At 63.2% G+C, this 26,128-nt stretch carries 24 protein-coding genes; 17 read left to right on the top strand and 7 right to left on the bottom strand.

What is annotated here, in order from left to right:
* The first annotated feature begins 16 nt into the window (after window positions 1–16).
* Window positions 17–727 carry a RadC family protein gene (gene radC / locus FHS69_RS01295; protein ID WP_208380139.1) on the top strand — a complete coding sequence of 237 codons (711 nt, stop codon included), beginning with the start codon at window positions 17–19 and terminating at the stop codon, window positions 725–727.
* Here radC and FHS69_RS01290 read toward each other — a convergent pair whose 3' ends face one another.
* Window positions 728–1,300: a tetratricopeptide repeat protein gene (locus FHS69_RS01290; protein WP_166775941.1), complete on the bottom strand. Its 573-nt coding sequence runs from the start codon at window positions 1,298–1,300 to the stop codon at window positions 728–730. It abuts the gene before it with no gap.
* Between the two features lie 603 nt (window positions 1,301–1,903).
* On the opposite strand from FHS69_RS01290, the gene FHS69_RS01285 reads away from it, so the two are divergent.
* The 9 genes from FHS69_RS01285 to FHS69_RS01245 all read left to right on the top strand — a co-directional run bounded on the left by FHS69_RS01285 (window position 1,904) and on the right by FHS69_RS01245 (window position 11,609).
* Entirely contained in the window at window positions 1,904–3,787 is a 1,884-nt protein-coding gene (locus FHS69_RS01285) for an acyltransferase family protein (protein WP_166775939.1), read from the top strand.
* A 127-nt stretch (window positions 3,788–3,914) separates the two neighbouring features.
* Window positions 3,915–5,225: an adenylosuccinate lyase gene (gene purB, locus FHS69_RS01280; protein ID WP_166775937.1), complete on the top strand. Its 1,311-nt coding sequence runs from the start codon at window positions 3,915–3,917 to the stop codon at window positions 5,223–5,225.
* Window positions 5,226–5,284: 59 nt separating this feature from the next.
* Window positions 5,285–5,662, top strand: coding sequence for a lipopolysaccharide assembly protein LapA domain-containing protein (locus tag FHS69_RS01275; protein ID WP_166775935.1), 378 nt, complete (start codon window positions 5,285–5,287; stop codon window positions 5,660–5,662).
* Complete coding sequence (pyrF, locus tag FHS69_RS01270; RefSeq protein ID WP_166775933.1) at window positions 5,659–6,333, top strand: orotidine-5'-phosphate decarboxylase; 675 nt, start codon at window positions 5,659–5,661, stop codon at window positions 6,331–6,333. Before FHS69_RS01275 ends, pyrF begins: the two co-directional genes overlap by 4 nt.
* 7 nt (window positions 6,334–6,340) lie before the next feature.
* Complete coding sequence (locus FHS69_RS01265; protein WP_166775931.1) at window positions 6,341–6,973, top strand: phosphoribosylanthranilate isomerase; 633 nt, start codon at window positions 6,341–6,343, stop codon at window positions 6,971–6,973.
* A gap of 116 nt (window positions 6,974–7,089) precedes the next feature.
* Window positions 7,090–8,307, top strand: a complete 1,218-nt coding sequence (gene trpB, locus FHS69_RS01260; protein WP_166775929.1) for a tryptophan synthase subunit beta — start codon at window positions 7,090–7,092, stop codon at window positions 8,305–8,307.
* 216 nt (window positions 8,308–8,523) lie between these two features.
* Window positions 8,524–9,312, top strand: a complete 789-nt coding sequence (gene trpA, locus FHS69_RS01255) for a tryptophan synthase subunit alpha (protein WP_166775926.1) — start codon at window positions 8,524–8,526, stop codon at window positions 9,310–9,312.
* Between the two features lie 150 nt (window positions 9,313–9,462).
* Window positions 9,463–10,311, top strand: coding sequence for an acetyl-CoA carboxylase, carboxyltransferase subunit beta (accD, locus tag FHS69_RS01250; protein ID WP_067464494.1), 849 nt, complete (start codon window positions 9,463–9,465; stop codon window positions 10,309–10,311).
* Window positions 10,312–10,319: 8 nt separating this feature from the next.
* A complete protein-coding gene (locus FHS69_RS01245) occupies window positions 10,320–11,609 on the top strand; it encodes a bifunctional folylpolyglutamate synthase/dihydrofolate synthase (protein WP_166775924.1) in 1,290 nt (429 codons plus the stop codon).
* On the opposite strand, the gene FHS69_RS01240 is transcribed toward FHS69_RS01245, so the two are convergent.
* Window positions 11,610–13,343, bottom strand: coding sequence for an AmpG family muropeptide MFS transporter (locus FHS69_RS01240; RefSeq protein WP_166775922.1), 1,734 nt, complete (start codon window positions 13,341–13,343; stop codon window positions 11,610–11,612).
* Between the two features lie 71 nt (window positions 13,344–13,414).
* Here FHS69_RS01240 and FHS69_RS01235 point away from each other — a divergent pair, with 71 nt between their 5' ends.
* The 3 genes from FHS69_RS01235 to rsmD all read left to right on the top strand — a co-directional run bounded on the left by FHS69_RS01235 (window position 13,415) and on the right by rsmD (window position 15,955).
* Window positions 13,415–14,578: an aromatic ring-hydroxylating oxygenase subunit alpha gene (locus FHS69_RS01235; RefSeq protein ID WP_166775920.1), complete on the top strand. Its 1,164-nt coding sequence runs from the start codon at window positions 13,415–13,417 to the stop codon at window positions 14,576–14,578.
* Window positions 14,579–14,645: 67 nt separating this feature from the next.
* Window positions 14,646–15,413: a pseudouridine synthase gene (locus tag FHS69_RS01230; protein WP_151886037.1), complete on the top strand. Its 768-nt coding sequence runs from the start codon at window positions 14,646–14,648 to the stop codon at window positions 15,411–15,413.
* Window positions 15,410–15,955 (top strand): 16S rRNA (guanine(966)-N(2))-methyltransferase RsmD, encoded by a 546-nt coding sequence (gene rsmD / locus FHS69_RS01225; protein ID WP_166775918.1) that lies wholly within the window; start codon window positions 15,410–15,412, stop codon window positions 15,953–15,955. Before FHS69_RS01230 ends, rsmD begins: the two co-directional genes overlap by 4 nt.
* 13 nt (window positions 15,956–15,968) lie before the next feature.
* Here the strand turns inward: rsmD and FHS69_RS01220 are convergent, their stop codons facing one another.
* Both FHS69_RS01220 and FHS69_RS01215 read right to left on the bottom strand, forming a co-directional pair.
* A complete protein-coding gene (locus FHS69_RS01220) occupies window positions 15,969–16,352 on the bottom strand; it encodes a hypothetical protein (RefSeq protein ID WP_166775916.1) in 384 nt (127 codons plus the stop codon).
* A 259-nt stretch (window positions 16,353–16,611) separates the two neighbouring features.
* Window positions 16,612–17,178 carry a hypothetical protein gene (locus FHS69_RS01215; protein WP_166775915.1) on the bottom strand — a complete coding sequence of 189 codons (567 nt, stop codon included), beginning with the start codon at window positions 17,176–17,178 and terminating at the stop codon, window positions 16,612–16,614.
* A gap of 125 nt (window positions 17,179–17,303) precedes the next feature.
* On the opposite strand from FHS69_RS01215, the gene FHS69_RS01210 reads away from it, so the two are divergent.
* Window positions 17,304–19,613, top strand: coding sequence for an ATP-dependent helicase (locus FHS69_RS01210; RefSeq protein ID WP_166775913.1), 2,310 nt, complete (start codon window positions 17,304–17,306; stop codon window positions 19,611–19,613).
* On the opposite strand, the gene FHS69_RS01205 is transcribed toward FHS69_RS01210, so the two are convergent.
* The 3 genes from FHS69_RS01205 to FHS69_RS01195 all read right to left on the bottom strand — a co-directional run bounded on the left by FHS69_RS01205 (window position 19,610) and on the right by FHS69_RS01195 (window position 22,524).
* Window positions 19,610–20,440, bottom strand: a complete 831-nt coding sequence (locus FHS69_RS01205; RefSeq protein WP_166775911.1) for a sterol desaturase family protein — start codon at window positions 20,438–20,440, stop codon at window positions 19,610–19,612. The two genes, FHS69_RS01210 and FHS69_RS01205, sit on opposite strands and share 4 nt — an antisense overlap.
* A 43-nt stretch (window positions 20,441–20,483) precedes the next feature.
* On the bottom strand, window positions 20,484–21,875 hold the full coding sequence (locus tag FHS69_RS01200) for a DEAD/DEAH box helicase (RefSeq protein ID WP_166775910.1): 1,392 nt from the start codon (window positions 21,873–21,875) through the stop codon (window positions 20,484–20,486).
* Between the two features lie 124 nt (window positions 21,876–21,999).
* A complete protein-coding gene (locus tag FHS69_RS01195; RefSeq protein WP_166775908.1) occupies window positions 22,000–22,524 on the bottom strand; it encodes a hypothetical protein in 525 nt (174 codons plus the stop codon).
* A 183-nt stretch (window positions 22,525–22,707) separates the two neighbouring features.
* Between FHS69_RS01195 and FHS69_RS01190 the strand changes: the two genes are divergently transcribed.
* The 3 genes from FHS69_RS01190 (at window position 22,708) to FHS69_RS01180 (ending at window position 26,059) form a co-directional block, all read left to right on the top strand.
* Complete coding sequence (locus FHS69_RS01190; RefSeq protein ID WP_166775906.1) at window positions 22,708–24,156, top strand: FAD-binding oxidoreductase; 1,449 nt, start codon at window positions 22,708–22,710, stop codon at window positions 24,154–24,156.
* A gap of 69 nt (window positions 24,157–24,225) precedes the next feature.
* Window positions 24,226–25,014: a SapC family protein gene (locus FHS69_RS01185; RefSeq protein ID WP_166775904.1), complete on the top strand. Its 789-nt coding sequence runs from the start codon at window positions 24,226–24,228 to the stop codon at window positions 25,012–25,014.
* A gap of 31 nt (window positions 25,015–25,045) precedes the next feature.
* Window positions 25,046–26,059, top strand: coding sequence for a M48 family metalloprotease (locus FHS69_RS01180; protein WP_166775902.1), 1,014 nt, complete (start codon window positions 25,046–25,048; stop codon window positions 26,057–26,059).
* Window positions 26,060–26,128: the final 69 nt, after the last annotated feature.

Below are 26,128 nucleotides of genomic sequence, written 5' to 3'. Positions count from 1 at the left end.
GGCTGAAACGCGGCGCATGGGGGATTGGTTGCCGGGCGATGCGAAAAAATCTGCGCCGCAGGCTGGCGCTGGCCATCGTCAGCGGCTGCGCCAACGCCTGCTGAACGGTGGCGCGGAGGCGCTGGCCGATTACGAATTGCTCGAATTCCTCCTCTTCGCCGCCATCCGGCAAGGCGATACCAAGCCGCTGGCCAAGGATTTGATCGCGCATTTCGGATCGTTCTCGGCCGTGCTTGCGGCGGATCCGCAGGCATGGCGCCAGGTTCACGGCATGGGCGAAGCAAGCGCGGCCGCGCTCTACGCCTCGGCTCTCGCGGCACGGCGCATGGCCCGCGGGGCGGTGCAGGACCGACCCGTGCTGGGCAGCTGGCAGGCACTGCTGGACTATCTTTCGATAGACATGGCCCATCTCACGCATGAGCGCGTGCGGGGCCTTTATCTCGACACGCAGAACCGCCTTATCCTCGATCACCTGCTCGCGGAAGGATCGGTCGACGAAGCCGCAATCCACCCACGCGAGGTGATCCGCAAGGCCTTCGATATCGGTGCCACAGCGCTGATTCTCGTGCACAACCATCCCAGCGGCAATCCCGAACCCAGTCGCGCCGACATCGCGATTACCGCGCGCATCGCCGAGGCTGGCCGACTGCTTGGCGTGACCGTGCACGATCACGTCATCATCGGCCGCGAAGGCAATGTCTCGCTTCGGGCCAAGGGCCTGATCTGATCAGTCGGGCATGAGCCCGTACCCTTCGTAGCGGCGGGCGATTTCGGGATTGATCCGCTGTGCATGCAGCAGATCGTCTCGCCCGCGACGGTCGCCTCCTTCGAGCCGGATCAACCCGCGCAGATAGAGGCTGGAAGCCTGCCCCGGCTCTTTCGCAAGGGCTGCATCCAGATCGGCCATTGCCTCTTCCTTCCGGTTCATCCGGTAGAAGGCGAGCGCGCGGCTATCGAGTACGCTCGCCGAATTTCCCGACACCGCGACTGCCCGGTTGCAGACCTCTTCGGCCAGTTCGACCTGGAAATCCCAGATGCCCGCTGTCCAGCATTGCGAATTGAGCAGCACGGCTTCATCGGGCCGCTCATCGAGCCATATCTGCAGGCGGTCCCATGCTTCTGCCGTACGATCGGCATGGCCCGAGATTTCCGTCCAGACGACTTCAGCGTCGACCCCCTGGTCGCCCGACAGGCCCAGCTGGTCGATCAATTCGAGTGCTTCTTCGGCGCGGCCCGCACGCGCGAGGCGGAAACCGTAGGCAGTGGCGTACTGAAGGTCGCCCTGCAGTTCGAACGCCATCTGCGCATCGGCCAGCGCTGCATCGTGATCGCCAACGGCATCGTATGCATCGGCGCGCTTTAGGGCGAAAGCTATGCGTTCCTAGGCAGATCTGCCGGGATGTTGGTTCTCGGTCGTAGAATGTCCGGTCTCCGTCAACGTATCGTATACCCCTACGCGGGAAATTCCGCAGTTGGCGCTTATCCCAAAGACCAGCGCCTCAATGGACATGTTCTATGCTGACTTGCCCATGCCTGCTTCTATGGATGATGCGCTCGACCATTCTTGGTCTGGACGCTTGAGGCTATCGCAGACCACCATAATAAGGGAGCGGAAATGGATGATCCTCGAGCAGTAATAGCAAGGCCAGTTAGCCGCAGATATAGCTATGGCGTGTTCAGCATCCAAGCATCCAAAATGCTTAACTAAGCAAGTCCGATTAATGATGGAGCCAACCCCGTCAGCCACGCCTTGCAGGACGGAGGCTAGGATCTTCGCTCGGGTGGGAAAGCTTCCCAGCGATAAAACGCAATAGCAATGGATGTTGCCAAAATGGTGCAAGCGATTGCATAGCTCCCATCCTCAATTTCATCCATCACATCGTTCAGGATTATTAGGGGGCTCATGCAGTACCAGCCACACATAGATGGCCTAAGGACAGTTGCTGTTCTACCGGTGTTGATTTTTCATCTAGGTAGTCCGCTACTCCCCGGCGGCTATGTGGGCGTCGACGTGTTCTTCGTGATCAGCGGCTTCCTGATCACCGGGATACTGCTGAAAGACATGGAGGTCGATCGCTACTCTTTGTTGGAGTTTTACAAGCGGCGGATTCTTAGAATCCTTCCCGCTCTGGCAGTGGTTTTATTAGCAACATTTCTCGGATCCGGACTTATCTTCTTCGAGACTGAACGCGTAGAAACCGGAAAATCCATTGCAGCCGCCGCAGGCTTTATATCCAATCTGTATTTTTGGAATGACGCGGGCTATTTCACAGCCCCTGCCGAAACGAAGCCGTTACTGCACACATGGTCACTTGCGGTTGAAGAGCAATTCTACATCGTCTTCCCGCCGTTGCTTTTTCTTACCTTCAAGTATGCCCGTCGCAATCTGCTTGCGATTGTTGCGGCGCTGAGTGTTGCTTCGCTCGTGGGATGCATTGTCATTACCACCATACACCAGCCCTCAGCATTCTATCTCCTCCCGTTCCGGGCATGGGAGCTAGGCGTGGGTGCCGCACTGGCGATTGTCGCGGCGCGTGGTCCGATAGTACAGGAAGGCGCATTCCGGCATTTGGGACCGCTCGGGCTCGTCTTGACTGTTGCGCCGATGTTTCTTCTCACAAGCGAGTCTGCTTTTCCTGGGTGGAACGCGATTGCACCAGTCGTTGGTGCAATGTTGCTAATTGGTTGGGGCAGCGGCGGCGTGGTTGGCAAGTTTCTCTCATCACGCCCCTTTGTGGAAGTCGGAAAGATTAGCTACAGTCTATACCTTTGGCATTGGCCTGTAATCGTTTTCTGGAAAGCGTATTCGGGCCACGACCTATGGGTCGGCGAAATGATCGCACTTTTTGGTGTCTCCTGCCTCCTTGGGGCTGTTTCAACCCATCTAATTGAACGCCCTTTTCGCACCCCTGCCGCCCGCTCGCTTTCAGCGCCCCGAGTAGCTGCAGCCGGTGGAGCCGTATTAGTAGGCTTCGCTTGCACTGGTATCGTCGCGGCTTACACGAATGTCGGAGCATTCCGCACATTTCCAGAAAGCGTGACGCAAATCGCAGCGACAGTCGAATACAGGTCTTCCGATGACTATCGGGCGCAATTCAGAAAGGGAACTTGCTTTATCGGAATGGATGAGGGCACGTTTGCAGCATATGATCGAGAGCGATGTGCTGCTCCATCAGCGACCAAATACAACGTACTTTTGATTGGAGACAGTCACTCAGCACAGTATTGGGGCGCGCTGCAGGAAGCGATGCCCAACGCCCATGTAATGCAGGCAAACTCATCTGGCTGCCGCGCCCTGCTTGACGCCGGTGGAGAACGCAGATGCACTGACATGCGTAATTGGATCTTTGACGAGTTCCTCGCAGCAAATCGAGTGGATATGGTGATACTCGGGGGCCGCTGGCATGAGAACGAGATCCAGTTCGTTGGCGCTACCCTCGAAGAACTGAGGAAATTAGCCAGTTCAATAGTCGTGATCGGACCAACCGTCGAATACGATGGGGTATTCCCCGAACTACTAGCGCGCAGCAAACTTACGGGTGATGAGTTCGATGTCAGCGCAAAAAGAAAGGCAGGATTAGGCCGTGTGAACGATATAATGAGAAGCACGGTTGAAGAGCATGGTATTGTTTATGTCGATGCCCTTTTGACAATCTGCCCAACCGAGGCTTGCAAACTTTTTGCCCCAGACGGCATACCCATGCACTTCGATTATGGTCACCTAACCTTATCTGGAGCGCGGTATGTCATCGATCAAAACTTGGGCGATATAGTGTCTGCCATGTAGCTTTGCGCGGTTGGGAACGTGTCGGAGGATACACAGCCGAACTTGCCCCGGCCCGACCTTGCTATTCGGTCGCGCCCGGCCTAGCGGCTGCCACGTTTCCGCCCACAACCGCTATTCGGAGCTTACCATGGTCCCCCGCTACGCCCGTCCCGAAATGACCGCTCTGTGGGAGCCCGAAGCGAAGTATCGCATCTGGTTCGAGATCGAGGCGCACGCGACCGAGAAGCTCGGCGAATTGGGCGTCGTGCCCGAGAGCGCCGCCAAGGCCCTGTGGGACTGGTGGGCGACCGATCCGAAGATCGATGTCGAGGCGATCGACGCGATCGAAGCGGTCACCAAGCACGACGTGATCGCCTTCCTTACCTGGGTCGCGGAGAACGTGGGCGACGAGGCGCGCTTCATGCACCAGGGCATGACCAGTTCGGACGTGCTCGACACCACGCTCGCGGTCCAGCTGATGCGCTCGGCCGACATCCTGCTGGCCGATCTCGACGCGCTGCTGGCGGCCATCAAGCGCCGCGCGGAAGAGCACAAATACACCCCGACGATCGGGCGCAGCCACGGCATTCATGCCGAACCGGTGACCTTCGGGCTCAAGCTCGCGCAGGCCTATGCCGAGTTCGACCGCTGCAGGACGCGGCTGGTCGCGGCGCGCGCGGAAATCGCCACCTGCGCCATCTCGGGCGCGGTCGGGACCTTCGCCAATATCGACCCGCAGGTCGAAGAGCATGTCGCGGAGAAGCTCGGTCTCGCGGTCGAGCCGGTGTCGACGCAGGTCATTCCGCGCGATCGGCACGCGATGTTCTTCTCAACGCTGGCGGTGATCGCGGGTTCGATCGAACGGCTGGCGGTCGAGGTTCGGCACCTCCAGCGTACCGAAGTGCTCGAGGCGGAGGAATATTTCTCGCCCGGCCAGAAGGGGTCCAGCGCGATGCCGCACAAGCGCAACCCGATCCTCACCGAGAACCTCACCGGCCAGGCACGCATGATCCGCGCCTACGCGCTGCCCGCGCTGGAAAACGTGGCGCTGTGGCACGAGCGCGATATCTCGCATTCCTCGGTCGAACGCTTCATCGGCCCCGATGCTTGCATCACGCTCGATTTCGCGCTCGCGCGGCTGACCGGCGTGGTCGACAAGCTGCTGGTCTATCCCGAACGCATGCAGGCGAACATGGACCGCATGGGCGGGCTGATCCATTCGCAGCGCGTGTTGCTGGCGCTCACCCAGAACGGGGTCAGCCGCGAGGACGCCTATCGGCTCGTCCAGCGCAACGCGATGAAGGTCTGGGAATCGGACGGCAAGCTGATGCTGCTCGACCTCCTCAAGCAGGACGAGGAAGTCACCGCGGCGCTCAGCCCCGAACAGCTGGAAGAGAAATTCGACCTCGAATACCACTTCAAGCAGGTGGATACGATCTTCGCGCGGGTCTTCGGCTAGACGCGGCATCGTCCGCGGCCTAGCATCGGATCGAACGAGACAAGAGGGGGCTTCACGCCATGCAGATCGTGCGCACAATCGGTTGGGTCCTGCTGCTGTTTTCGCTGCTCGCATTCAGCTTCTTCAACTGGAAGCCGGTCGAGGTTCAGATCTGGTCGAACCTCGTGCTCGAAACCAAGCTGCCCGCGCTGGTGGTGGTGTCCTTCCTGCTCGGCCTGGTCCCGATGTGGCTGGTCCATCGCGCCAGCAAATGGCGCGCGACGCGCCGGATCAATGCGCTCGAAACCGCGACCAACCGTCTGGCGACGCCAGCTCCCGCGCCTGCCGCGGCTGCGGCCCCCGCCAGCGCCGCGGCTGCAACGCCCGCCCCGCCCAGCCCCGACCTTCCCCCCGAACCGGCCAATCCGGTCGAACCGGAGCCTTCGAAACCCGCATGACCAACCCGATCTATCTCGCACTCGACGTTCCGCACCTGCGCGACGGCCTCGACCTTGCGAAGAAGGTCAAGGGGCATGTCGGCGGCATCAAGCTGGGGCTCGAATTTTTCTGCGCCCACGGCGCACACGGGGTGCACATGATCGGGCAGCTCGGCCTGCCGATCTTCCTCGACCTCAAGCTGTACGATATTCCCAACACCGTTGCCGGCGCAATGCAGGCGATCCACGTGCTCGAGCCGAGCATCGTCACCGTCCATGCCAGCGGCGGTCGCGCCATGATGGAAGATGCCAAGGCCGCGGCCAGCGAGAACACCAAGGTAGTCGGCGTCACCATGCTCACCAGCATGGATGATCAGGACCTGACGCGCACCGGTATCGACGGCAGCGCGCATGACCATGTGATGCGCCTGACCGATCTTTCGCGCGAAGCCGGGCTCGACGGGATTGTCTGCTCGGGCCAGGAAGTCAAATCGGTGCATGATCGCTGGAAGGACGGTTTCTTCGTCGTGCCCGGCCTGCGCCCCGCAGGCAGCGCGGTCGGCGACCAGAAGCGGGTCGTCACCCCCCGGCAGGCGCGCGACGACGGCGCGAGCGTGCTGGTCATCGGGCGACCGATCAGCAGGGCAGCCGATCCGGCGCAGGCCGCGCGCGACATCGAGGCAACGCTGTAGGCTTCCCATGAGTGTCGCAATCAAGATCTGCGGGCTTTCGACGCCCGAAACCGTCGACGCCGCGATCGCGGCCGGCGCCACGCATATCGGACTGGTGCATTTCGAACCCTCGCCGCGCCATGTCCCGCTAGACCTGGCGCGGGAACTGCGCGAGCAGGCCCGCGGCAAGGCCAAGGTGGTGCTGCTGATGGTCAATGCCGATCCCGAACTGACCGGGCGCGCGCTCAACGCGATCAAGCCCGACATCATCCAGTTTCATGGCAGTGAAACGCCCGAATGGATCGGCGGCATCCGCCGCAGCCTGCCCTATGAAGTGTGGAAGGCCGTTGGCCTCAAGGATGCGGGCACGCTGACGCGCAGCAGGAAATACATCGGCAAGGTCGATCGCCTGCTGTTCGACGCCCCGGCAAAAAAACTGCCGGGCGGCAATGGCATCGCCTTCGACTGGTCGCTGCTCGCCGGTCACGAGCATGAGATCGACTGGGCGCTGGCGGGCGGCCTCACCCCCGACAACGTCGCGCAGGCGATCCGCGAAACCGGCGCGCCGCTGGTGGATACGAGTTCGGGCGTCGAATCCGCGCCCGGCGTCAAGGATACGGCACTTATCGCCGCATTCTGCCGGGCCGCACTGGCCGCCTGACCCTGCCGCGGGCCGCCTGACCCCGCCGCCTGCCGCGCGCGTTTCGCAGTCCTGATCACCTGCGAAGAAGCAAAGCTGTCTCGACTTCGCCGCGCGGCATGGGCATGGGGATGGCGATGACCGAGACCAACCCCAATTCCTTCCGCAACCAGCCCGACGACCGCGGCCATTTTGGCGATTATGGCGGCCGCTATGTCGCAGAAACGCTCATGCCGTTGGTGCTCGAACTCGAGCGCGAATACCGCAAGGCGCAGGCGGACCCCGAATTCCAGCGCGAATTCGACGATTTGCTCGAACACTATGTCGGCCGGCCCTCGCCGCTTTACCATGCCGAGCGGCTGACCGAGGCGCTGGGCGGCGCGCAGGTCTGGTTCAAGCGCGACGAGCTCAATCACACTGGGGCGCACAAGATCAACAATTGCATCGGCCAGATCCTGCTGGCGATCCGCATGGGCAAGACGCGCATCATCGCGGAAACCGGGGCGGGCCAGCACGGCGTCGCCACCGCTACCGTATGCGCACGCTTCGGCCTGCCCTGCGTAATCTACATGGGCGCAGAGGATGTGCGGCGCCAGTCGCCCAATGTCTTCCGCATGAAGTTGCTCGGCGCGGAAATCGTCCCTGTGACCAGCGGGCGCGGCACGCTGAAAGACGCGATGAACGAAGGGCTGCGCGACTGGGTCGCGAATGTGCACGACACTTTCTACATCATCGGCACCGCTGCCGGGCCGCACCCCTACCCCGAGCTTGTCCGCGACTTCCAGAGCGTGATCGGCCGCGAGGCGCGCCAGCAGATGCAGGACCGGATCGGTCGCCTGCCCGATTTGCTGGTCGCAGCGATCGGCGGTGGCTCGAACGCGCTCGGCCTGTTCCACCCCTTCCTCGACGATCCCGACGTGAAGATGCTCGGCGTGGAGGCGGCAGGTCACGGCCTCGACGGCGACGAACACGCGGCCAGCCTCCTCGGCGGCTTCCCCGGCGTGCTCCACGGCAACAAGACCTATCTGCTTCAGGACGAGGATGGCCAGATCACCGAAGGCCATTCGATCAGCGCCGGGCTCGACTATCCCGGCATCGGCCCCGAGCATGCATGGCTCAAGGATTCGGGCCGGGTCGAATACACTGCAGTGACCGATGAAGAGGCGCTGGAGGCGTTCCAGCTGCTTTGCCGCACCGAGGGCATTATTCCCGCACTCGAACCCAGCCACGCCATCGCCGCGGTGGCGAAGGTCGCCAAAGACATGCCGAAAGACAGCGTGATTCTCGCAAACCTCTGCGGACGCGGCGACAAGGACATCTTCACCGTGGCCGAGAAACTGGGAGTGGAGATTTGAAGTGCAAGCTGGCGGACCCCCGGTTCGGGGTGGATTGAAGCTGTCCTACACTGCGCATTCCATGCCATGAGAAATGCATGAACCGCCGCGTTTCTCTCCCTACTGCAGCACCCAAGGCAGCCCGCTTGCACCCCTTCGCCTTTTTCTTCCTTGGACAGTGTAACATGCGGTCCATGTCTCAGACTTCTGGCGGATTAGATGAACGAAACTGACCCTATGAGCACTTCGACCCGCCTCTCCAACGCGTTCGCCAAGCCGCACCCGGCGCTCGTCTGCTTCCTCACCGCAGGCGACGGCGATACCGCCGCCAATCTCGATGCGCTGGTCGCGGGCGGTGCCGATGTGATCGAGCTCGGGATGCCCTTCACCGATCCCATGGCCGATGGGCCCGCGATCCAGCAGGCCAATATCCGCTCGCTCGGCAAGGGCACGACAACCGCCGATGTGCTGCGCATCGCGGCCGAGTTCCGCGCACGTCATCCCGACGTGCCGCTGGTGCTGATGGGCTATGCCAATCCGATGATCCGCCGCGGGCCCGAATGGTTCGCCTCGGCTGCGAAGGGCGCGGGCGTCGACGGCGTGATCTGCGTCGACATACCGCCCGAAGAGGACGACGCGCTTGGTCCCGAACTGCGCGCTGCGGGGATCGCCCCGATCCGGCTCGCCACACCGACCACCGACGACAAGCGGCTGCCCGCCGTGGTCGAGGGCTCGCAGGGCTTCCTCTACTACGTCGCGGTCGCAGGCATCACCGGCATGCAGCAGGCAGCGATCGAATCGATCGAGGCCAATGTCAGCCGGATCAAGCGCGCAACCGACATCCCCGTCGCGGTCGGCTTCGGCGTGCGCACGCCCGAGCAAGCAGGCGAGATCGCGCGCGTCGCCGATGGCGTGGTCGTCGGATCGGCACTGGTCGATCTGGTCGCCGAACATGGCACCGACGCACCCGCCAAACTGCGCGAGCTTACCGCGTCGCTGGCCGGAGCCATCCGCGCCGCCCGCTAGCCGTCGCCCCTGCGCAGGCAAGGGCCCAGATAACGCATGCGGTGTGGCCGACGATTGCATACCTGGATCCCCGCCTTCGCGGGGATGACGGTCCTGCTCAGGCTCGCTGTCTATTTGAGCTTTGTGACAACCCGACTATAGGCCCATCGCATGAACTGGTTCACCCGCGTCCGCAATTCGATCACTTCGCTGTCCAAGCGCAGCACCGAGAAAGACCTGTGGGTCAAATGCCCCAGCTGCCAGCAGATGGTCTTCGCGCAGGAATATGAAGACAATTCCTATGTCTGCCCGCGCTGCGGCCATCATGGCCGGATCGGCGCCGACGAGCGGTTGCGGCAATTGCTCGACGAGGGCTTCGATGTCCTCCCCATCCCCGATGTGAAGGAAGACCCGCTCAAGTTCCGCGATACGTCGAAATACACCGACCGTCTGAAAAAGGCGCGCGCCAAGAGCCCGCACAAGGACGCCTTCCTCGTCGGATCAGGCGCGATCGAGGGCAAGCCCGCGGTCGTGGGCGTACAGGATTTCGGCTTCATGGGCGGATCGATGGGCATGGCGGTGGGCACGGCCTTCTGCCAGGGCGCGGAGCGCGCGCTGACGCGGCACTGCCCCTATATCGTCGTCACCGCTGCGGGTGGCGCGCGCATGCAGGAAGGCATTCTCAGCCTTATGCAGATGCCCAAGGCAACCGTGATGACGCGCCGCCTGAAGGAAGCAAAACTGCCCTATATCGTCGTGCTGACCGACCCGACCACGGGCGGCGTCACCGCCAGCTATGCCATGTTGGGCGACGTGCATATCGCCGAACCCGGCGCATTGATCGGCTTTGCCGGCCAGCGCGTCATCCAGGACACGATCCGCGAACAGCTGCCCGATGGGTTCCAGCGCGCCGAGTACCTGCACAAGCACGGCATGGTCGACATGGTGGTGCATCGTCACGACCTGAAGGACACGCTGGCGACGCTGCTCGATTACCTGGCGCCCGCCAAGGCTGCCTGAGCCGCGGCATGCGGGATTTCGCCCGCTCCGAAAGCCCCGCAGTGCAGCGCCAGCTAGACCGGCTGGGCCGCCTGTCGGTGCCCGACGGGCGCCTCGGGCTCGCAACGATCCGCGCGCTGCTTGATCGGCTCGGCAATCCGCACCTGCGCCTTCCGCCGGTGTTCCACGTAGCGGGCACCAACGGCAAGGGTTCGACCTGCGCCTTCCTGCGCGCGATGCTCGAAGCCGAGGGACACCACGTGCATGTCACCACCAGCCCGCACCTCGTGCGCTACAACGAGCGCATCCGCGTCGCGGGCGAACTGATCGACGACGAAAGGCTCGCCGAGCTGCTTGGCGAAGTGCTCGACATCGGCGAGGATCTCGCCCCGAGCTTCTTCGAGGTGACGATCGCCGCGGCGTTCACCGAGTTCGCCCGCGTCCCGGCCGATGCCTGCGTGATCGAAGTGGGGCTCGGGGGACGTTTCGATGCCACCAACGTGCTCGAGCGCCCGGCCGCTGCGGGCATTGCGGCATTGGGGATCGATCACGAGCGCTTCCTGCTCGCGCCCGAAGAAGGCGTGCCGGAGCAACCGCTCGCACGGATCGCCTTCGAAAAGGCCGGGATCGCCAAACAGGGGCGACCGCTCGTCACACTGCATTACCCCGACGATGCCATTGCCGAGATCGAGCGGATCGCCGCAAAGCGCGGCTCGCTCCTTGCGATGCGCGGACGCGATTGGTCATCCGACGCGCTGGGACACATGCTGCACTATTCGGACGCGAAGGGCGAATTGCACCTGCCCGTCCCGTCGATGGTCGGCGCGCATCAGGCAGAGAATGCGGCGCTGGCGATCGCCCTGCTACGCCATCAGAGCATGGTTTCGGTCGGCGAAGAAGCCTTGAAGGCAGGATTGCGCAGCGCACATTGGCCCGCCCGGCTCCAGCGGCTGGCCGACGGACCGCTGACGCAGGAGCACGAGGTCTGGCTCGACGGGGGACACAACCCGAGCGCGGGGGCCGCGCTGGCGCAGCATTTCGAAGGACAGCGGCTGCACCTGGTTCTTGGCATGCTCGAGGCGAAGGACCCCGCCGCGCTGATCGGGCCGCTGGCGGCCAATTGCGCCAGCATCACCGCGGTCCCTGTACCCGATCACGACTTCCACCACGTCGAGGCCTTCGGGCCCGACGCGACCTGGGCCGATTCGGTACCCGAAGCGCTGGCGCGCATCCGCAAGGGCGGACTGCCGGTACTGGTCGCGGGCTCGCTCTACCTTGCGGGCGAAGTGCTGCGGCTCAATGGCGAGTTCCCCGACTGATCACTCGGCCGGGGCGACCTCGCCGGCTTCAGGGGCGACCACCCCCGCCGCCGCCTTGCCGCGGCTCTGGCGATACCATTCGAAGCAAACGAGGACAGCCGCCGCGAGACCGATCCACGTGGTCAGGATGAAGACGTCGTAATAGCCTTGGTCTTCGATCATCTCGCCCAGGGCCCCGCGGCCCAGCGTACCGACAAGCAGCGTAAGCGACGACAGCAAGGCATATTGGACCGCGCTGAACTTCTTCGACACGATCGAGGAAAGCCACGCGACATAGGCCGCGCCCGCTATGCCAATCGCGAGGTTCTCGAACGCGATGGTGATCGTCAGCTTGGCGAGATCCGCATCGCCGATACCCGGTACCTGTTCGATCAAATAGGTAAAGCCGATCGCCCCGCTGAAGGCTTCCATGTAGTGCCCGCCAACGGCCATGTCCGCGTAAAGCAAATTGGTCAGCGCGGCGAGTATCCCGCCGATCAACAGCGTCGCCATGCGCCCGATGGTGGTCAACAGCAATCCGCCCAGAGCCAGCCCGGCGATGATGGCGCCCACGCCGAAGAACTTCGACGCGAATGCGACGTCGTCATTAGTATATTCGAGTTCGCCAAGATAGAACGGATAGGCGAAAGTGCCCCAGATCGCGTCGCAGATGCGATAGGTCAGCACGACCGCCAGGATCAGCACGAGCGACCATCCCATCCGCCCGACGAATTCGACCAATGGCAATACCAGCGCACGGTAGAGGTGATCGAGGACGTAATTGCCGCCGGTGGCGGGTTCCTCGTCCGCTGCCAGCAGGTGTTCTCCGCGGCGCTTCTTCGAGGCCAGCCAACCCGCGATCAGCGCCGGCAGGATGATCGTCGCCACGATGATCCACGGGCCGATGTTGACCGTGAATTCGGTCGGATTGGGTCGATCCTCGGGCGCATAGGTCATCGACATGATCATGAACGCCAAGACGGTGCCGATCGCCCCCGCCCACAGTAGCGCGACGAGCGCCAAGGCGCGATTGCGGATTGCGGGCTCGAGTTCACCCGCCTGGCGCAGCGCGCGCACCTGCCGGTCGCTCTCGCTCGCCAGGTCTGCGGCGTTCTCGCTCGCATTGGGCGCCCACAGGCCGATGAAGCCGACCCCCAGCAGGATTGCCCCCATCATCGCATAGGTTTCGGGCCAGCCGATCCGGGCAGCAATGATCAGCCCCAATGCCCCGCCGACCAGCGACGACAGCCGGTAGCCCATCTGGTAGACGGTGGAGAGGATGTCGATCGTCGCGCGCTCGTCCGCAACGTCGATCCGCCATGCGTTGATGGCGATGTCCTGCGTCGCGCTCGCGAACGCGCCAATACCCGCAAGCAGCGAGAACATGCCGAGCTGCGTACGCGGCTCCAGAACGCTCATCGTGATCAGGATCGCGCCGAGCAGCAACTGCATCGGCACGATCCACTGCTTGCGCCGTCCCAGCCGGCGCAACACCGGGATGTTCACTTTGTCGATCAGCGGCGACCACAGGAACTGGAAGGCGTAGGCGAGCCCGATGAGCGAGAAGATACCCATCGTCTCGAGATCGACCTCGGCCTCGGTCAGCCAGGCGAACAGCGTGCCGAGGAACAGGGCGAACGGGAGCCCGCTGGCGAAGCCGAACAGCAGCATGAAACCGGTCTTGCGATTGCCCAGCGCCATACCGAGCGCGCGCCAGGCGGAGATCTTCTTCTTATCTTCTGCGACCGCAGCCATTCCCTAGCGTCCTTCCAATTCGGCGTATTTTTTGCGACACTAGCGACGAGAGAGAGGAAGGAACAGGCGTCATGAGCGCTGTCGACACCAAACAACCCGCACGTCGCCCGACCGACGGCATGCTGGCGCTGGCCAGGGATATTGCCGAAGGCCGGCAGCGTGATGCCGGCACGGCCACAAAGGTCCCGGCAAGCGTCTATATCGACCCGGAATACTGGGCACGAGAGAAAGCCGCGATCTACGATCGCCTACCGCAAATCCTGTGTCCCTCGGCGCTTCTGCCCGAAGCCGGAATGGCGGTTCCGCATGATGCGACCGGCAGGCCCCTGCTGATTACGCGCGACAAGGACGGTGTCGCGCACGTCTTCCTCAACGTCTGTCGACACCGCGGCACGCGCTTGGTCGAGGGCAATGACGTACAGTGCACCAAAAAGCTGGTCTGCCCCTACCACGCCTGGACCTATTCGGTGGACGGTCGGCTGCTCGCCCTGCCCCGGCCAGACACATTCCCCGGGTTGGAGAAGGACGGTTACAGCCTCGTCGAACTGCCGAGCTGCGAAACCGGCGGGCTGATCTGGTTCTGTCCGCGCGAGGAGACGGCCGATTTCACGCTGGCGCAAACAATCGGTGCCGATTTCGACGCGCTGGGAATGGGAGAACAGGTGCTGTTCCGCCGCAAGACGCATGAGGTGGCGGGAAACTGGAAGCTCATCATGGATGCCTTCCTCGAAAGCTATCATGTCACGCGGCTGCACGCGAAAACCATCGGCCCCTTCTTCAAGGACGGCGCGACCAGCGGCGACATGATCGGCCCGCATGCGCGCAGCGCGGTCGGGCGGCTCGAGGATATGGACGAAGTCGACCTCACCGACATGGCGGCGCTGCGGCGCGTGGTAACCTATGCCTACCAGCTTCTGCCGGGGGCGCTGATCATCCCGAGCCCCGACTATATCAACGTCATGATGATGATGCCGCAGGCGCACGACCGGACGCTGGTCGAGGATTTCATGCTCATTCCCGAACATCCCGCGACAGACAAGGCGCGCGACCATTGGGAGCGCAGCTGGGCGCTGCTCGATGGCGGCGTCTTCGCATGCGAGGATTTCCGCGCGGCGGAACTGGGCCAGCAGGGACTTGCGACCGGCGCCGTGCCCGAATTGACACTGGGTACGCTCGAGGGCGGGATCAGGCGCTATCACGAAACCGTAGAGGCGGCGCTCGCCGCTAACGCCTAGCCAGCTTGCAAGCGCGGAGCATGATCGCGGCTTCCGCAGCGCCTGACTTGTGTGTATTGGCGCGCGCATGGCCGACAAGCGATTACCCGAAGAAGGCGACCGGATCGCCAAGCTGCTCGCGCGAGCGGGCGTTGCCAGCCGCCGCGAAATCGAGCGAATGATTGCCGACGGGCGCGTGGCGCTCGATGGCAAGGTGCTCGACACGCCTGCGGTCAAGCTGACCGGGCTCAAGGGCGTGACAGTGGACGGCAAGCCGGTCGAACAGGCTGAAGCGGCACGGCTGTTCGCTTTCCACAAGCCATCGGGGCTGATTACTGCCGAACGCGATCCGCGTGGACGCCCGACGATCTACACGGCCCTGCGCAATGCATTGCCGAAAGGGGCAGGCCGCGTGATGCCGGTCGGCCGGCTCGACTTCAACACCGAGGGGCTGCTGCTGCTCACCAATGACGGCGAGCTTAAGCGCGCAATGGAGCTTCCGTCTTCGCGTGTCCCGCGCACCTATCGCGCGCGCGCTTTCGGCGACATCACGCAGGCGCAACTCGATGCGCTGATCGAGGGCATCGAAATCGACGGGGTGCGTTACGGGCGAATCGAGGCCGATCTCGAACGTGGGTCGGGCAAGAACCGCTGGATCGAGATGACGCTGACCGAAGGCAAGAATCGCGAGGTCCGCCGCGTGCTCGAGCATCTCGGGCTCAAGGTAAACCGGCTCTTGCGGACGGCGTACGGCCCGTTCGAACTCGCCGACCTTCCGCGCGGGCAAGCGGTCGAGATCCGGCAGGCGGATGTCGAGCGATTCCGCAAGCAGCTCAAACGCGGCGGCCGGCTGTGAGAATCGTCGCAGGGGAATGGCGCGGTCGCAGGCTTGTTGCTCCTGCCGGGGACCTGACGCGCCCGACGGCCGACCGGACGCGCGAAACCATGTTCAACATGCTCGCCAGCCGGGTCGGCAGTTTCGAAGGGCTGAGCGTCGCGGACTTGTTTGCGGGCTCTGGCGCGCTGGGTCTGGAGGCCTTGTCGCGTGGTGCGGCTTCCTGCCTGTTCGTCGAACAGGACGCGCAGGCCACCAAGGCGATCCGCACGAACATCGAGGCGCTCGGCGCGCGTCCGAAATGCGTCGTCCAGCAGGCATCGGTAATGGGTCTGGGCCCGGCGAAAGTTCCGCATGATCTGGTGTTGCTCGACCCGCCCTACGACACGGGCGCAGGCCATGTCGCGCTCGATCGCCTGGCGCGGCTTGGCTGGATCGGAGAGGCGACGTGGATCGCGCTGGAGATCGGTGCGTGTGAGGATCGCGAATTGCGCGCGTTCGAGATCGTCGCCGAACGCAAGACGGGCAAGGCGAAGATCCTGTTGCTCCGCCTTGCCCGCTAAAACTTGCTGAGACTTACATTCCGTCAGTTTCGGCCCCGGCAGTTGCCGCCTGTGCCGCGGCCTGCCCCTCGATCTGGGTCCAGGCTTGCGCCTGCTGTTCCGCCGACAGTCCGGCCAGCGTCACCTTGTTGGCGTCAGAGATACGCCAGAACAGGCTTTGCCGCTCGGGCGTGAGCGTCCAGTAGTAGGTCTGCACTTCGCCGGGCCACGTGTCGAACTGCGCCTGCTGCTCGGCCGGCCAGCCATCGTAGGAGGCCTGCTGTTCCGCGCTCAGCGCAGCAGTGCTCTCCGCGGCGACTTCAGAAGAAGCGTCCTGCATGGGGGCGTCCTGTGCGAGCGCAGGGATGGAAATGGAGGCGAGCGACCCGCCGACGATGTAGTAAATGGTGTTACGCATAGTCAGTCCTTTCATTGGGGCGTGACGAAAAGCCCAAGGGCCCAATTCGCATGGGCTCAAAGTGTTTGAAGACTAACGGTTCCATTCGCGGCTGGCCCCTACCCCCAACCCTTCTGGCGCACGTCCCGGCGCCAATTGTGCCGCAAACAAGGCGGAGCGCAAAGTGTCGTACGCGCAAAGTGAAAGGGCGGGACCGTTTGCACGGTCCCGCCCCCTTTCCAGGCAGTCGGCCAATAGGCGCCGAGTGCGCGGAGTTCGCTTACGTGCCCGGCTTGGTCGCCGGAAGCTTTTCGGGGATTTCGCTGGCGGGCTTGCCCGGCCAGTATTCCAGCGGGCGGTTGCCCGTCTTGTTCTTGGCCCAGCTATTGATGCATCCATCCTGCTGCATGGCGGAGCATACCGGCAGGTTGTCTCCCGAGGCGGCGGTGTATTCGGCAGGCGTCGCCTGAACCATTTCCTTGCTCTGGAAACGCGGCGATGCGTCACCTCGCGTCGGGGCGGTCGGCGTTGCGCTGCTCATCTGCGACGCAATCTGCGTCCACGCCTGGGTGCGCGCATCGGGCGTCATCTCGTAGATCCGCACACGCTGCTCATCGGTCAGCACCCACCAGCCCTGCTTCTGCGACGGGGTCAGCGTCCAGTAGTACTTCTGAACGTCGGCAGGCCAGCCATCGTAAGCTGTCTGGCGATCGGCGGGCCAGCCGTCATAGGCTGCTTCCTGTTCGGCGGACCAGCTGAAGGCTTCGCCTTCCATGTGATGGTCGGCAAGAGCGGGAGTGGCGGTGAAAGCCAGCGCGGCGGCGCCGGCGAGGATCATGTTACGCATGGGATAGGTCTCCATTCGTCGGTGTCATGCCCCATCTACGCAGCGGCGCGGGGCAATGTTCCGCAGGCCCGTCGGACCGCGGGACTTGTCTAGCGCCCCCGCGTTCCCTAGCTGTTCCCCACTGCATGACCGATCTCCCCGCCCCGTCCGCCGCGCCCCAAGATGCGCAGATTCCCGCCTATGCCGCGCGTTTGAATGCTCCGCAGCGCGAAGCCGTTCTGACCACGGAAGGTCCGGTGTTGATGCTGGCTGGCGCTGGCACGGGCAAGACCGCGGCTTTGACCGCACGATTGGCACACCTCATCGCAACGCGCCGGGCCTGGCCGAGCGAGATTTTGTGCGTCACCTTCACCAACAAGGCGGCGCGCGAGATGCGCGAACGCGTCGGCCGACATATCGGGGATGCCGTCGAGGGGATGCCGTGGCTGGGCACTTTCCATTCGATCGGCGCGAAGATGCTGCGGCGGCATGCCGAACTCGTCGGCCTGCAGAGCAATTACACCATCATCGATACCGACGATCAGTTACGCCTGTTGAAGCAGTTGATCCAGCAAAACGATCTCGACGAGAAGCGCTGGCCGGCGAGACAACTCGCCGGGTTGATCGACCGCTGGAAAAATGGCGGGCTGAACCCCGGTGATCTCGATGCGGTGGAGAACGAAAGTTACGCCAATGGCCGCGGCGCCCAATTCTACAAGCTGTATCAGGATCGATTGATCGCGCTGAATGCCTGCGATTTCGGTGACCTTTTGCTGCATATCCTGAACATCTTCCGCAAGCACCACGATGTGCTCGCTCAGTATCAGCAGCGCTTCAAATACATCCTTGTAGACGAATATCAGGACACCAATCAGGTCCAGTACCTGTGGCTTCGGTTGCTGGCGCAGGCGCGCAAGAACATCTGCGTGGTGGGTGACGACGACCAGTCGATCTATTCATGGCGCGGCGCAGAAGTCGCCAATATCCTCAAGTTCGAAAAGGATTTTCCCGGCGCCGCAGTGGTCAAGCTCGAGCAGAACTACCGCTCGACACCGCAGATCCTCGCCGCCGCATCCGGCCTGATCGGCGCCAATAGCGAGCGGCTGGGCAAGACCCTTTGGACCGAGTTGCCCGCAGGCGAAAAGATCCGCGTAATCGGCGTCTGGGATGCCCCGGAAGAGGCCCGCCGCGTCGGCGAAGACATCGAACGGCTCGAAAGCGAAGGTGCCCCGCTCGACCAGATCGCCATCCTTGTGCGCGCGCAATACCAGACTCGCGAATTCGAGGACCGCTTCATCCAGATCGGGCTCAACTACCGCATCGTCGGCGGATATCGCTTCTACGAGCGCGCCGAAATCCGCGATGCGCTCGCTTATCTGCGCACCATCGCGCAGCCTGCCGACGACCTTGCTTTCGAACGTATCTACAACCAGCCCAAGCGCGGTCTCGGCGCTAAGACGCTGGAGGCAATGCGCCGCCATGCGCGGCAGGTGCAAATGCCATTGGCGGCAGCCAGCCTCGACCTGTGCGAAACCGACGAGCTTCCCGCCCGCGCGCGCAACAACCTTGTCGGACTGCTGGGTCAGTTCGTGCACTGGCGCGAACAAGCCGAGAAGGTAACGCCGTCCGAACTGCTGCGCATGGTGCTTGCCGAGAGCGGCTATGAGGACATGCTGCAGAAGGATCGCAGCGCGGAAAGCGCAGGTAGACTGGAAAACCTGACCGAACTGGCGCGCGCGATGGAGGAATACGAAACGCTCGGCGATTTCCTCGAACATGTCAGTCTCGTGATGGACAACGACCGCGCCGACGATGGCGAGAAGGTCACCATCATGACCATGCATGCGGCGAAGGGTCTCGAATTCGACCATGTCTTCCTGCCCGGTTGGGAAGAAGGCGTCTTTCCCAGTCAGCGCGCGATCGACGAAGGTGGCTTGGCCAGCCTCGAGGAAGAACGCCGCCTCGCTTACGTCGCGATCACGCGTGCCAAGCGGCGCTGCACGATCCTGCACGCGGCCAACCGGCGCATCTTCGGCCAGTGGACGAGTTCCATCCCGAGCAGGTTCATTGAGGATCTGCCTGAGGAATACATCTCTACCGAAAGCACGATGACCGGCGGCGCTTCGCTGTGGCGCGCCAATTGGAGCGAGAGCGAGGATCCCTTCGCGCATGTCTCGTCGAACCGGCCAGACCGGTCGGGTGCGCGCGGCCCCGGCTGGCAAAGAGCGCTTTCAGGTGGCTACGATACCACGCCCAAGCGCCTCGCCGAGCCGGGGCGCAGCGCCGCGAGCTTCGCCGCGCAGCCACGCACGGACATCGCGCTCGGCGCGCGCGTCTTTCACGACAAGTTCGGCTATGGTTGCGTCACCGGGCAGGAAGGCAACAAGTTGACGATCGAATTCGAGAAAGCGGGCGAAAAGCGCGTTCTCGACAGCTTCGTATCGCTGGCCGATTAGCGGGCGGTTTTCACCTGCGCGGTGAGCGGTGTGCGCCCCTTCCCGGGCCAATAGCGGCGCTCGAACGGACGCCCGAGTTCGCCGAGCAGCCCGCGCGTTCCCTCGGCAATACCGGTTTCGCAATCGAGATGCTCGGCCGGATCGACATACGTGCCGAAAAGGCGATCCCACAGCGTCACCGTATTGCCGAAGTTCGCCCCCATCAGCGCTTCGTCGCGAATGTGATGCAGCCGGTGAGCCGCGGGCGAGATCAGCACCTTGCCCAGCGGTCCCAACGTCCATGGTACATCGGCGTGGATGAAGAACCCCCACCAGCTCCGTAGGAAAATCGCCCCCGCGACAGCCCATTGCGGGAAGCCGAGCAGGAACAGCAGCCAGACATCGACCATCACGCTGAGCAGCTTGCTGAGCGGGTGTTTGCGCTGGACGGAAAGCCAGTGAAGCGCGGTATCGGCGTGGTGTGTCGCGTGGATCGGCCACAACAGGCGTGAATGCTCTGCACGGTGACGCCAGTAGACGACCAAATCGAACAGCAGGATCGCCAAAACCAACACGACGAGTTCGTTCTGCCGGCTCCAGAAGTCGGTCAGCGCAGCGTCCGCGACGATCCGATCTCCGATGATGCCCTCGGGCAGCGCGAATAGCGGAGCCAGGATGACCAGATTGACGAACAGGAGGCCGAGATTGGTCGAGAACTCGCCGCGCACACGCCTGATCGCCGCGCCGATCGCCTCCTGTTTGACCACCAGAGCGAGCACACCGAATACCGTGCCGGTCAGAGCCAGCATGGTCAGCGTCACCTGTGCGTGCGGAGCGAAGAGTTCCATGGCGAGACTGCCATGGCGCGCGCGTGGTTATTAAGCGGTTAAATCAGGTCGCCGAAATATCGAGGAAGCCGGGACGCGGACCATTCCACTCGCCCGCAGGAACGGGGGCGTCGTCCTCGTTGCGGCGTCGGCGCGGTTCGCGCGCTTCGCTGCGGGGCTTGTCCTTGGCCGACCGCGAAGGCTTCTCGCGCGGAGGCTCGCCTTCTGCATCGTCGCGCTTGCGGCGTGCCCGTCGCGGCTTCTCGCCACGGTCATCGCTGCCCGCGTCCTCGGTATCAGACCGCGTTTTCTTGTCCTGTTCGACGAGTTCGACGCGAACGTCCTTCTTGCCGAAGACGGGAACTTCGGCACCGGTCAGTTTCTCGACATTGGCGATCGCTTCGGCATCTTCGTCGGCGACGAAGGTGAAGGCACGTCCCTTGGCGCCCGCACGGCCGGTACGCCCGATGCGGTGCACATAATCGTCGGGGTGCCACGGCGTGTCGAAGTTGAACACGTGGCTCACGCCCTTGATGTCGAGGCCGCGCGCGGCGACATCCGAGGCGACGAGGATATTGACCTCGCCCGCCTTGAAGCGATCGAGCTCCTTTAGACGGTTCGACTGGTCCATGTCGCCATGGATCTCGCCGCTTCGGAACCCATGGCTTTGCAGGCTCTTGTTGAGCTCGCGCACCGTGGTCTTGCGGTTGGCAAAGATGATCGCAGTTTCGACATGATCGTTGTTGAGCAGCCAGCGCAACGTCTCGCGCTTCTGGCGGCTCTTCACCGGCACTTTGAACGCAGTGATGTCCTTGTTGGTCGTCGCCGCCCGGCTGACCTCTATCCGCTTCGGATTGTTGAGGAACTTCTTGGCCAGCTTCTCGATCGGCGGCGGCATGGTCGCCGAGAACAGCATCGTCTGCCGCGCTTCGGGAAGCTTCGAACAGATGAACTCGATATCGGGGATGAAGCCCATGTCGAGCATGCGGTCGGCTTCGTCGACGACGAGCAGTTCGCAGCCATTGAGCAGAATCTTGCCGCGCTCGAACAGGTCCATCAGGCGGCCCGGCGTCGCGATCAGCACGTCGACGCCGTCATTCAGCGCCTTGACCTGGTCGCCCATCTGCACGCCACCAATCAGTAGCGCGAGCTTGAGATCGTGGTTCTTACCGTACTTCTCGAAATTCTCCGCAACCTGCGCGGCGAGCTCGCGCGTCGGAGCGAGGATCAGCGAGCGCGGCATCAGCGCACGGCGCCGGCCGCTGGCCATGATGTCGATCATCGGCAGGACGAAACTGGCGGTCTTGCCGGTCCCGGTCTGCGCGATCCCGATGATGTCCTTCATCATCAGGACCGGCGGAATCGCCTCGCGCTGGATGTCGGTCGGCTCTGTATAGCCGGCTTCGCTTACTGCCTTGAGCAAGTCTTCGGAAAGGCCGAGATCGGCGAAAGTCATGCGGTTCGAAACTGTCCCTGGAACAAAGGCCGACTAAATCGTCACGCGTCCGCGACATCGGCTGCGCGCGCCCTTCGCCGGAAATCGAGGAAAAGTCAAGAAATCGCCGGAGCCCGCCACCCGGCTAATCGGTCACGGCCACCAGCCGATGGAAATCGGAGACGCGGCATTTCGCCCCGGCGCGCGACATCAAACGATCGCGGCCTACGCACAGCTTCCCGTCATCGTTCCGTTCGACATAGAAGCCGAGATAGAAATCGCGCGGGCTGCAGGCCTTCTCCAGCTCGGCAGAAATGATCTGACGGTTACGCATATACATGACCAGGCGGCTGCCACGATCGGCCACTCCGACAATCTCGGCGGCCGATACGCAATCGCCATGCGGACGCTCGGTCATGCGGACCGGTGCCTGTCGGGGCAGTTCCGCCGTGAACCCGCGACGCATGGCGCTCGGCTGCGGGCTGATGCGCAGGATCACGCGACGCTCGATCCGGACCTGGTTCGCCACCGGAACCGTGCGCGGATCGAGGAAACCGCGCCAATCGATGCTGCGCGAGGAAAGGGTTGCATCCGCCGCCTCGTTCTCGACCGGCGCATGGCGCACCGCCGTATCGCCCGCATCGGCCTGCGGAGAACCCAGGACAATCAATAGGGAAACGAGAGGCGACAGTAGAGACATCGGGCTGCGTTACGGCTCCTGAGCGACGGCTCGATAAGGGCAGAAAACTGTATGTGTCGTCATTGCTGCCCTGCGCTTGAATGCGGGCTTAATTGTTCTGCGGCGCTTGGCAAGTGGTGCAATGCCGCGCGCGAATGTGGCATACGGCCCGCGATGACCGATACGGAAACCTTCTGCCGCGCGGCTGCCGCCCTGCTGGGGCCGCGCGGTTTCACGCGCGATGTCGATACAATGGAGCCATGGCTGACCGACTGGCGCGGACGCTATACGGGCATGGCGCTTGGGCTCGCCTCGCCCACCTCGACGATCGAAGTCGCACAATTCGTGGAGCTTTGTGCGAACCATCGGGTCCCGATCGTTCCTCAGGGTGGCAACAGCGGCATGTCTGGCGGCGCGACGCCCGATCCGGATGGGACTTCGGTGATCCTGTCGCTACGCCGGATGGCGAAGATCCGGTCATTCGACCCCGATTCGGAGCAAATCACTTGCGATGCCGGGGTGGTGCTCCAAACGCTTCATGAGACGGCTGCGGAGAAAGGACTGCGCTTTCCGCTGACGCTAGGGGGCAAGGGCTCGGCAACGATCGGCGGCCTTATCTCGACCAATGCCGGGGGCACGCAGGTGCTGCGCCACGGGACGATGCGGGCACAGGTGCTCGGGCTGGAGGCGGTCCTCGCCGACGGAAGCGTTTTCTCGAATCTCGTTCCGCTCAAGAAGGACAATCGCGGCTTCGATCTCAAGCAGATGCTGATCGGATCCGAAGGCACGCTGGGCATCGTGACCGCCGCCACGCTGCGGTTACTGCCCGACATCGCTGACCGCCGTGTGGTCTGGGTTGGCCTGGAAAACCTGACCCAGGCAGGCGCGCTGCTGCGCCATTGCGAGGCCGCCGCTGGCATAGCGCTCGAAGGGTTCGAGGTCCTCCCTGCACATTGCCTCGACGCAGTGCTCGATTACCTGCCCGATGCGCGCGCGCCGCTGACATCGCCCCACCCCTGGTATGCACTGATCGAACTGGTCGCCACGCGCGGTGCAGCCGATCGCCTGGACCAATTGACCGAGACGGTGTTCACCGAGGCGATGGAACGCGAATTGCTGGCCGACGCGGTAATCGCATCGAGCGAACAGCAGGCCGAGGATTTCTGGCAGTTGCGCGAAAGCATCTCACCTGCCGAGCGTGCGATCGGTCCGGCGATGCAGCATGATATCTCGGTTCCGGTCGATCGGATGCCCGATTTCGTCGATAGCGTTTCGCCCGAGATCGAGCATGCGTTTCCCGGAACGCTCGCGCTCGGCTTCGGCCACCTTGGCGACGGCAACATCCACTATCACGTCCTTGCACCCGCAGGTGTGATCCCCGGCGAATGGGAAGCGGGCGACGGCAAGGCCATCAGCGCCATGGTCCACGATCGGGTGACAGAGTTCGGCGGATCGATCAGCGCCGAACACGGAATCGGCCGGATGAAGCGCGACGAACTGGGCCGGCTGGGCGATCCCGTGGCGTTGGGAATGATGCGCGCGGTAAAGCAGGCACTCGATCCGCAGGGGATACTCAATCCCGGGAAACTCGTGCCGCTTGCGCCTTCCGCGGCGAGCACGTAAAGCCCGCGCTTCGCGCGCATGTCCTTTGCCGGGCGTGCTGCTCAATCCAATCGAATTTCGGAGAAATCCATGGCCAGCGCGCCGCAGCCCAACCTGCCCCTGTTCTTCAATGACCTGATGCCGCTCAACAGCAAGGACCATGCGAACTATCGCTCGCGTCCGATGACCAAGGCGCCCTGGCTCGCCAAGCAGCATGCCGTGCCGCTTACGGTCGACGAATTCGTCCAGGCGCAGCGCGACATGCCGATCGTTTTCTCGACCGGTTCCGAAGCGGTTCCGCTGGCACTGATGGGCCTCAACGACGGGGTGAACACCTTCGTCGACGAAGAAGGCACCGTGACCGAGCAGGTTTACATCCCCGCCTACGTCCGCCGCTATCCCTTCATGCTTGCCCGCCTCAAGCAGGACAGCGACGAACTGTCGCTGTGCTTCGACCCGACCGCCGAGAACATCGGCGAATTCGATGACGGCCAGCCGCTGTTCGAGAACGGTGAAGCCAGCGAGGGAACCAAGCAGATCCTCGAGTTCTGCGAGCAGTTCGAACATGCCGGCCAGCGCACGCAGAACTTCATGAAGGAACTGAAGGATCACGACCTGCTGATGGATGGCGAGATCTCGATCACGCAGCAGGGCAATGAGAAGCCCTTCGTCTATCGCGGTTTCCAGATGATCAACCAGGACAAGCTGCGCGAACTGCGGGGCGACCAGCTGCGCAAGTGGACCGAGAACGGCCTGCTGCCGCTGATCTGGGCGCAGATCTTCTCGATGGACATGATGCGCACGATCTTCGGCCGCCAGCTGCAACAGGGCAAGGTTCCCCTGCCCGATGCCGCGACCGCCGGTGTTCCGACTGCATAATCACTCAGGCAGGGCTGCGCGGTTCTCGAATATGCGCGCAGCCCTGCACCTCCCCCTGCGCGCGCTCGTCGCGGGCGCGATGCTAGCGGTTGCCCTCCCCTGCTTACCCGCGCAGGCTGCGCAAGCTTCTGCGGAAGCCCGCGAGCGCTACCCTCTCGAGATATTCCAGAATAGCGAGGACCGGCTGTTTCGCGTCGGTTATCGCTTGGCCACCGCCAATGCGGCTTTCTGTCCGCAAACGGTGCCGGTTGCCGGGCTGATGATTCATGATGCGGAAAGCTATGGTGACCCGGAGGCCGTACGCAAACTGTTCGGCCTGGACGGCGACATCGGCATCCAGGCGGTCGCGCCCGGCTCGCCCGCGGCCAAGGTAGGCTTAAGCCAGAATGATACGCTCTTGGCCCTCGATGGCCAGAGAATCGCACCGCATTGGCCAAGGACCGAACCGCGCTGGCAGCGAGTGTTCGCGCTGCGCGATGCGATCGATGCTGCATTGGCACGCGGCTCGCTCGAACTGACCTGGCAAAATTCCGACGGCATCGAACGAACCGCGGTTATCGAGGGCATTCCTGCCTGCCCTACCCGGTTCGAACTCGTCGATACGAAGGCCAGCGCTGCAGCGGATGGCGAAAGGGTGCTGGTCGGCGAGCGCTTTCCCGGATTGGCCTATGACGAGTCCGCCTTTGCTGCCGCGATCGCGCATGAAATGGCGCACAACATAATGCGACATCCTCAGACGTTCAGGAAGATCGGCTGGAAGCGCAAGCTGGTTCGCCTGTCCGAACGTGATGCCGACCGTCTCATGCCCTGGCTGCTGCACAATGCGGGGTACGATCCGCGCGCGGCGGTCGCCTTTATGCGCGAATGGGGACCTAAGCACGGTGGCTGGATCTTCCGCAAACGCACGCACGACGGTTGGGATGAACGCGTCGAATTCATCGAGGCGGAACTGCACAAGCTCGAGGCTGCGGTCGCCGCCCATCCCGAAGGCCTTGCCGACTGGTCCAGCGGCTTCACTCCCGAATTGTACGTAAGCGACGGGTAAAGTGAAATAATCGGTCGCTCTTATAGGTCGGGTTCAGAGCACCCTTGATTGCCGGAATACATCTGGCAG

The organism is Qipengyuania flava (assembly GCF_011762005.1).
GTDB classification, from domain to species: domain Bacteria; phylum Pseudomonadota; class Alphaproteobacteria; order Sphingomonadales; family Sphingomonadaceae; genus Qipengyuania; species Qipengyuania flava.
This window is presented reverse-complemented; position numbering and strand designations above follow the sequence as displayed.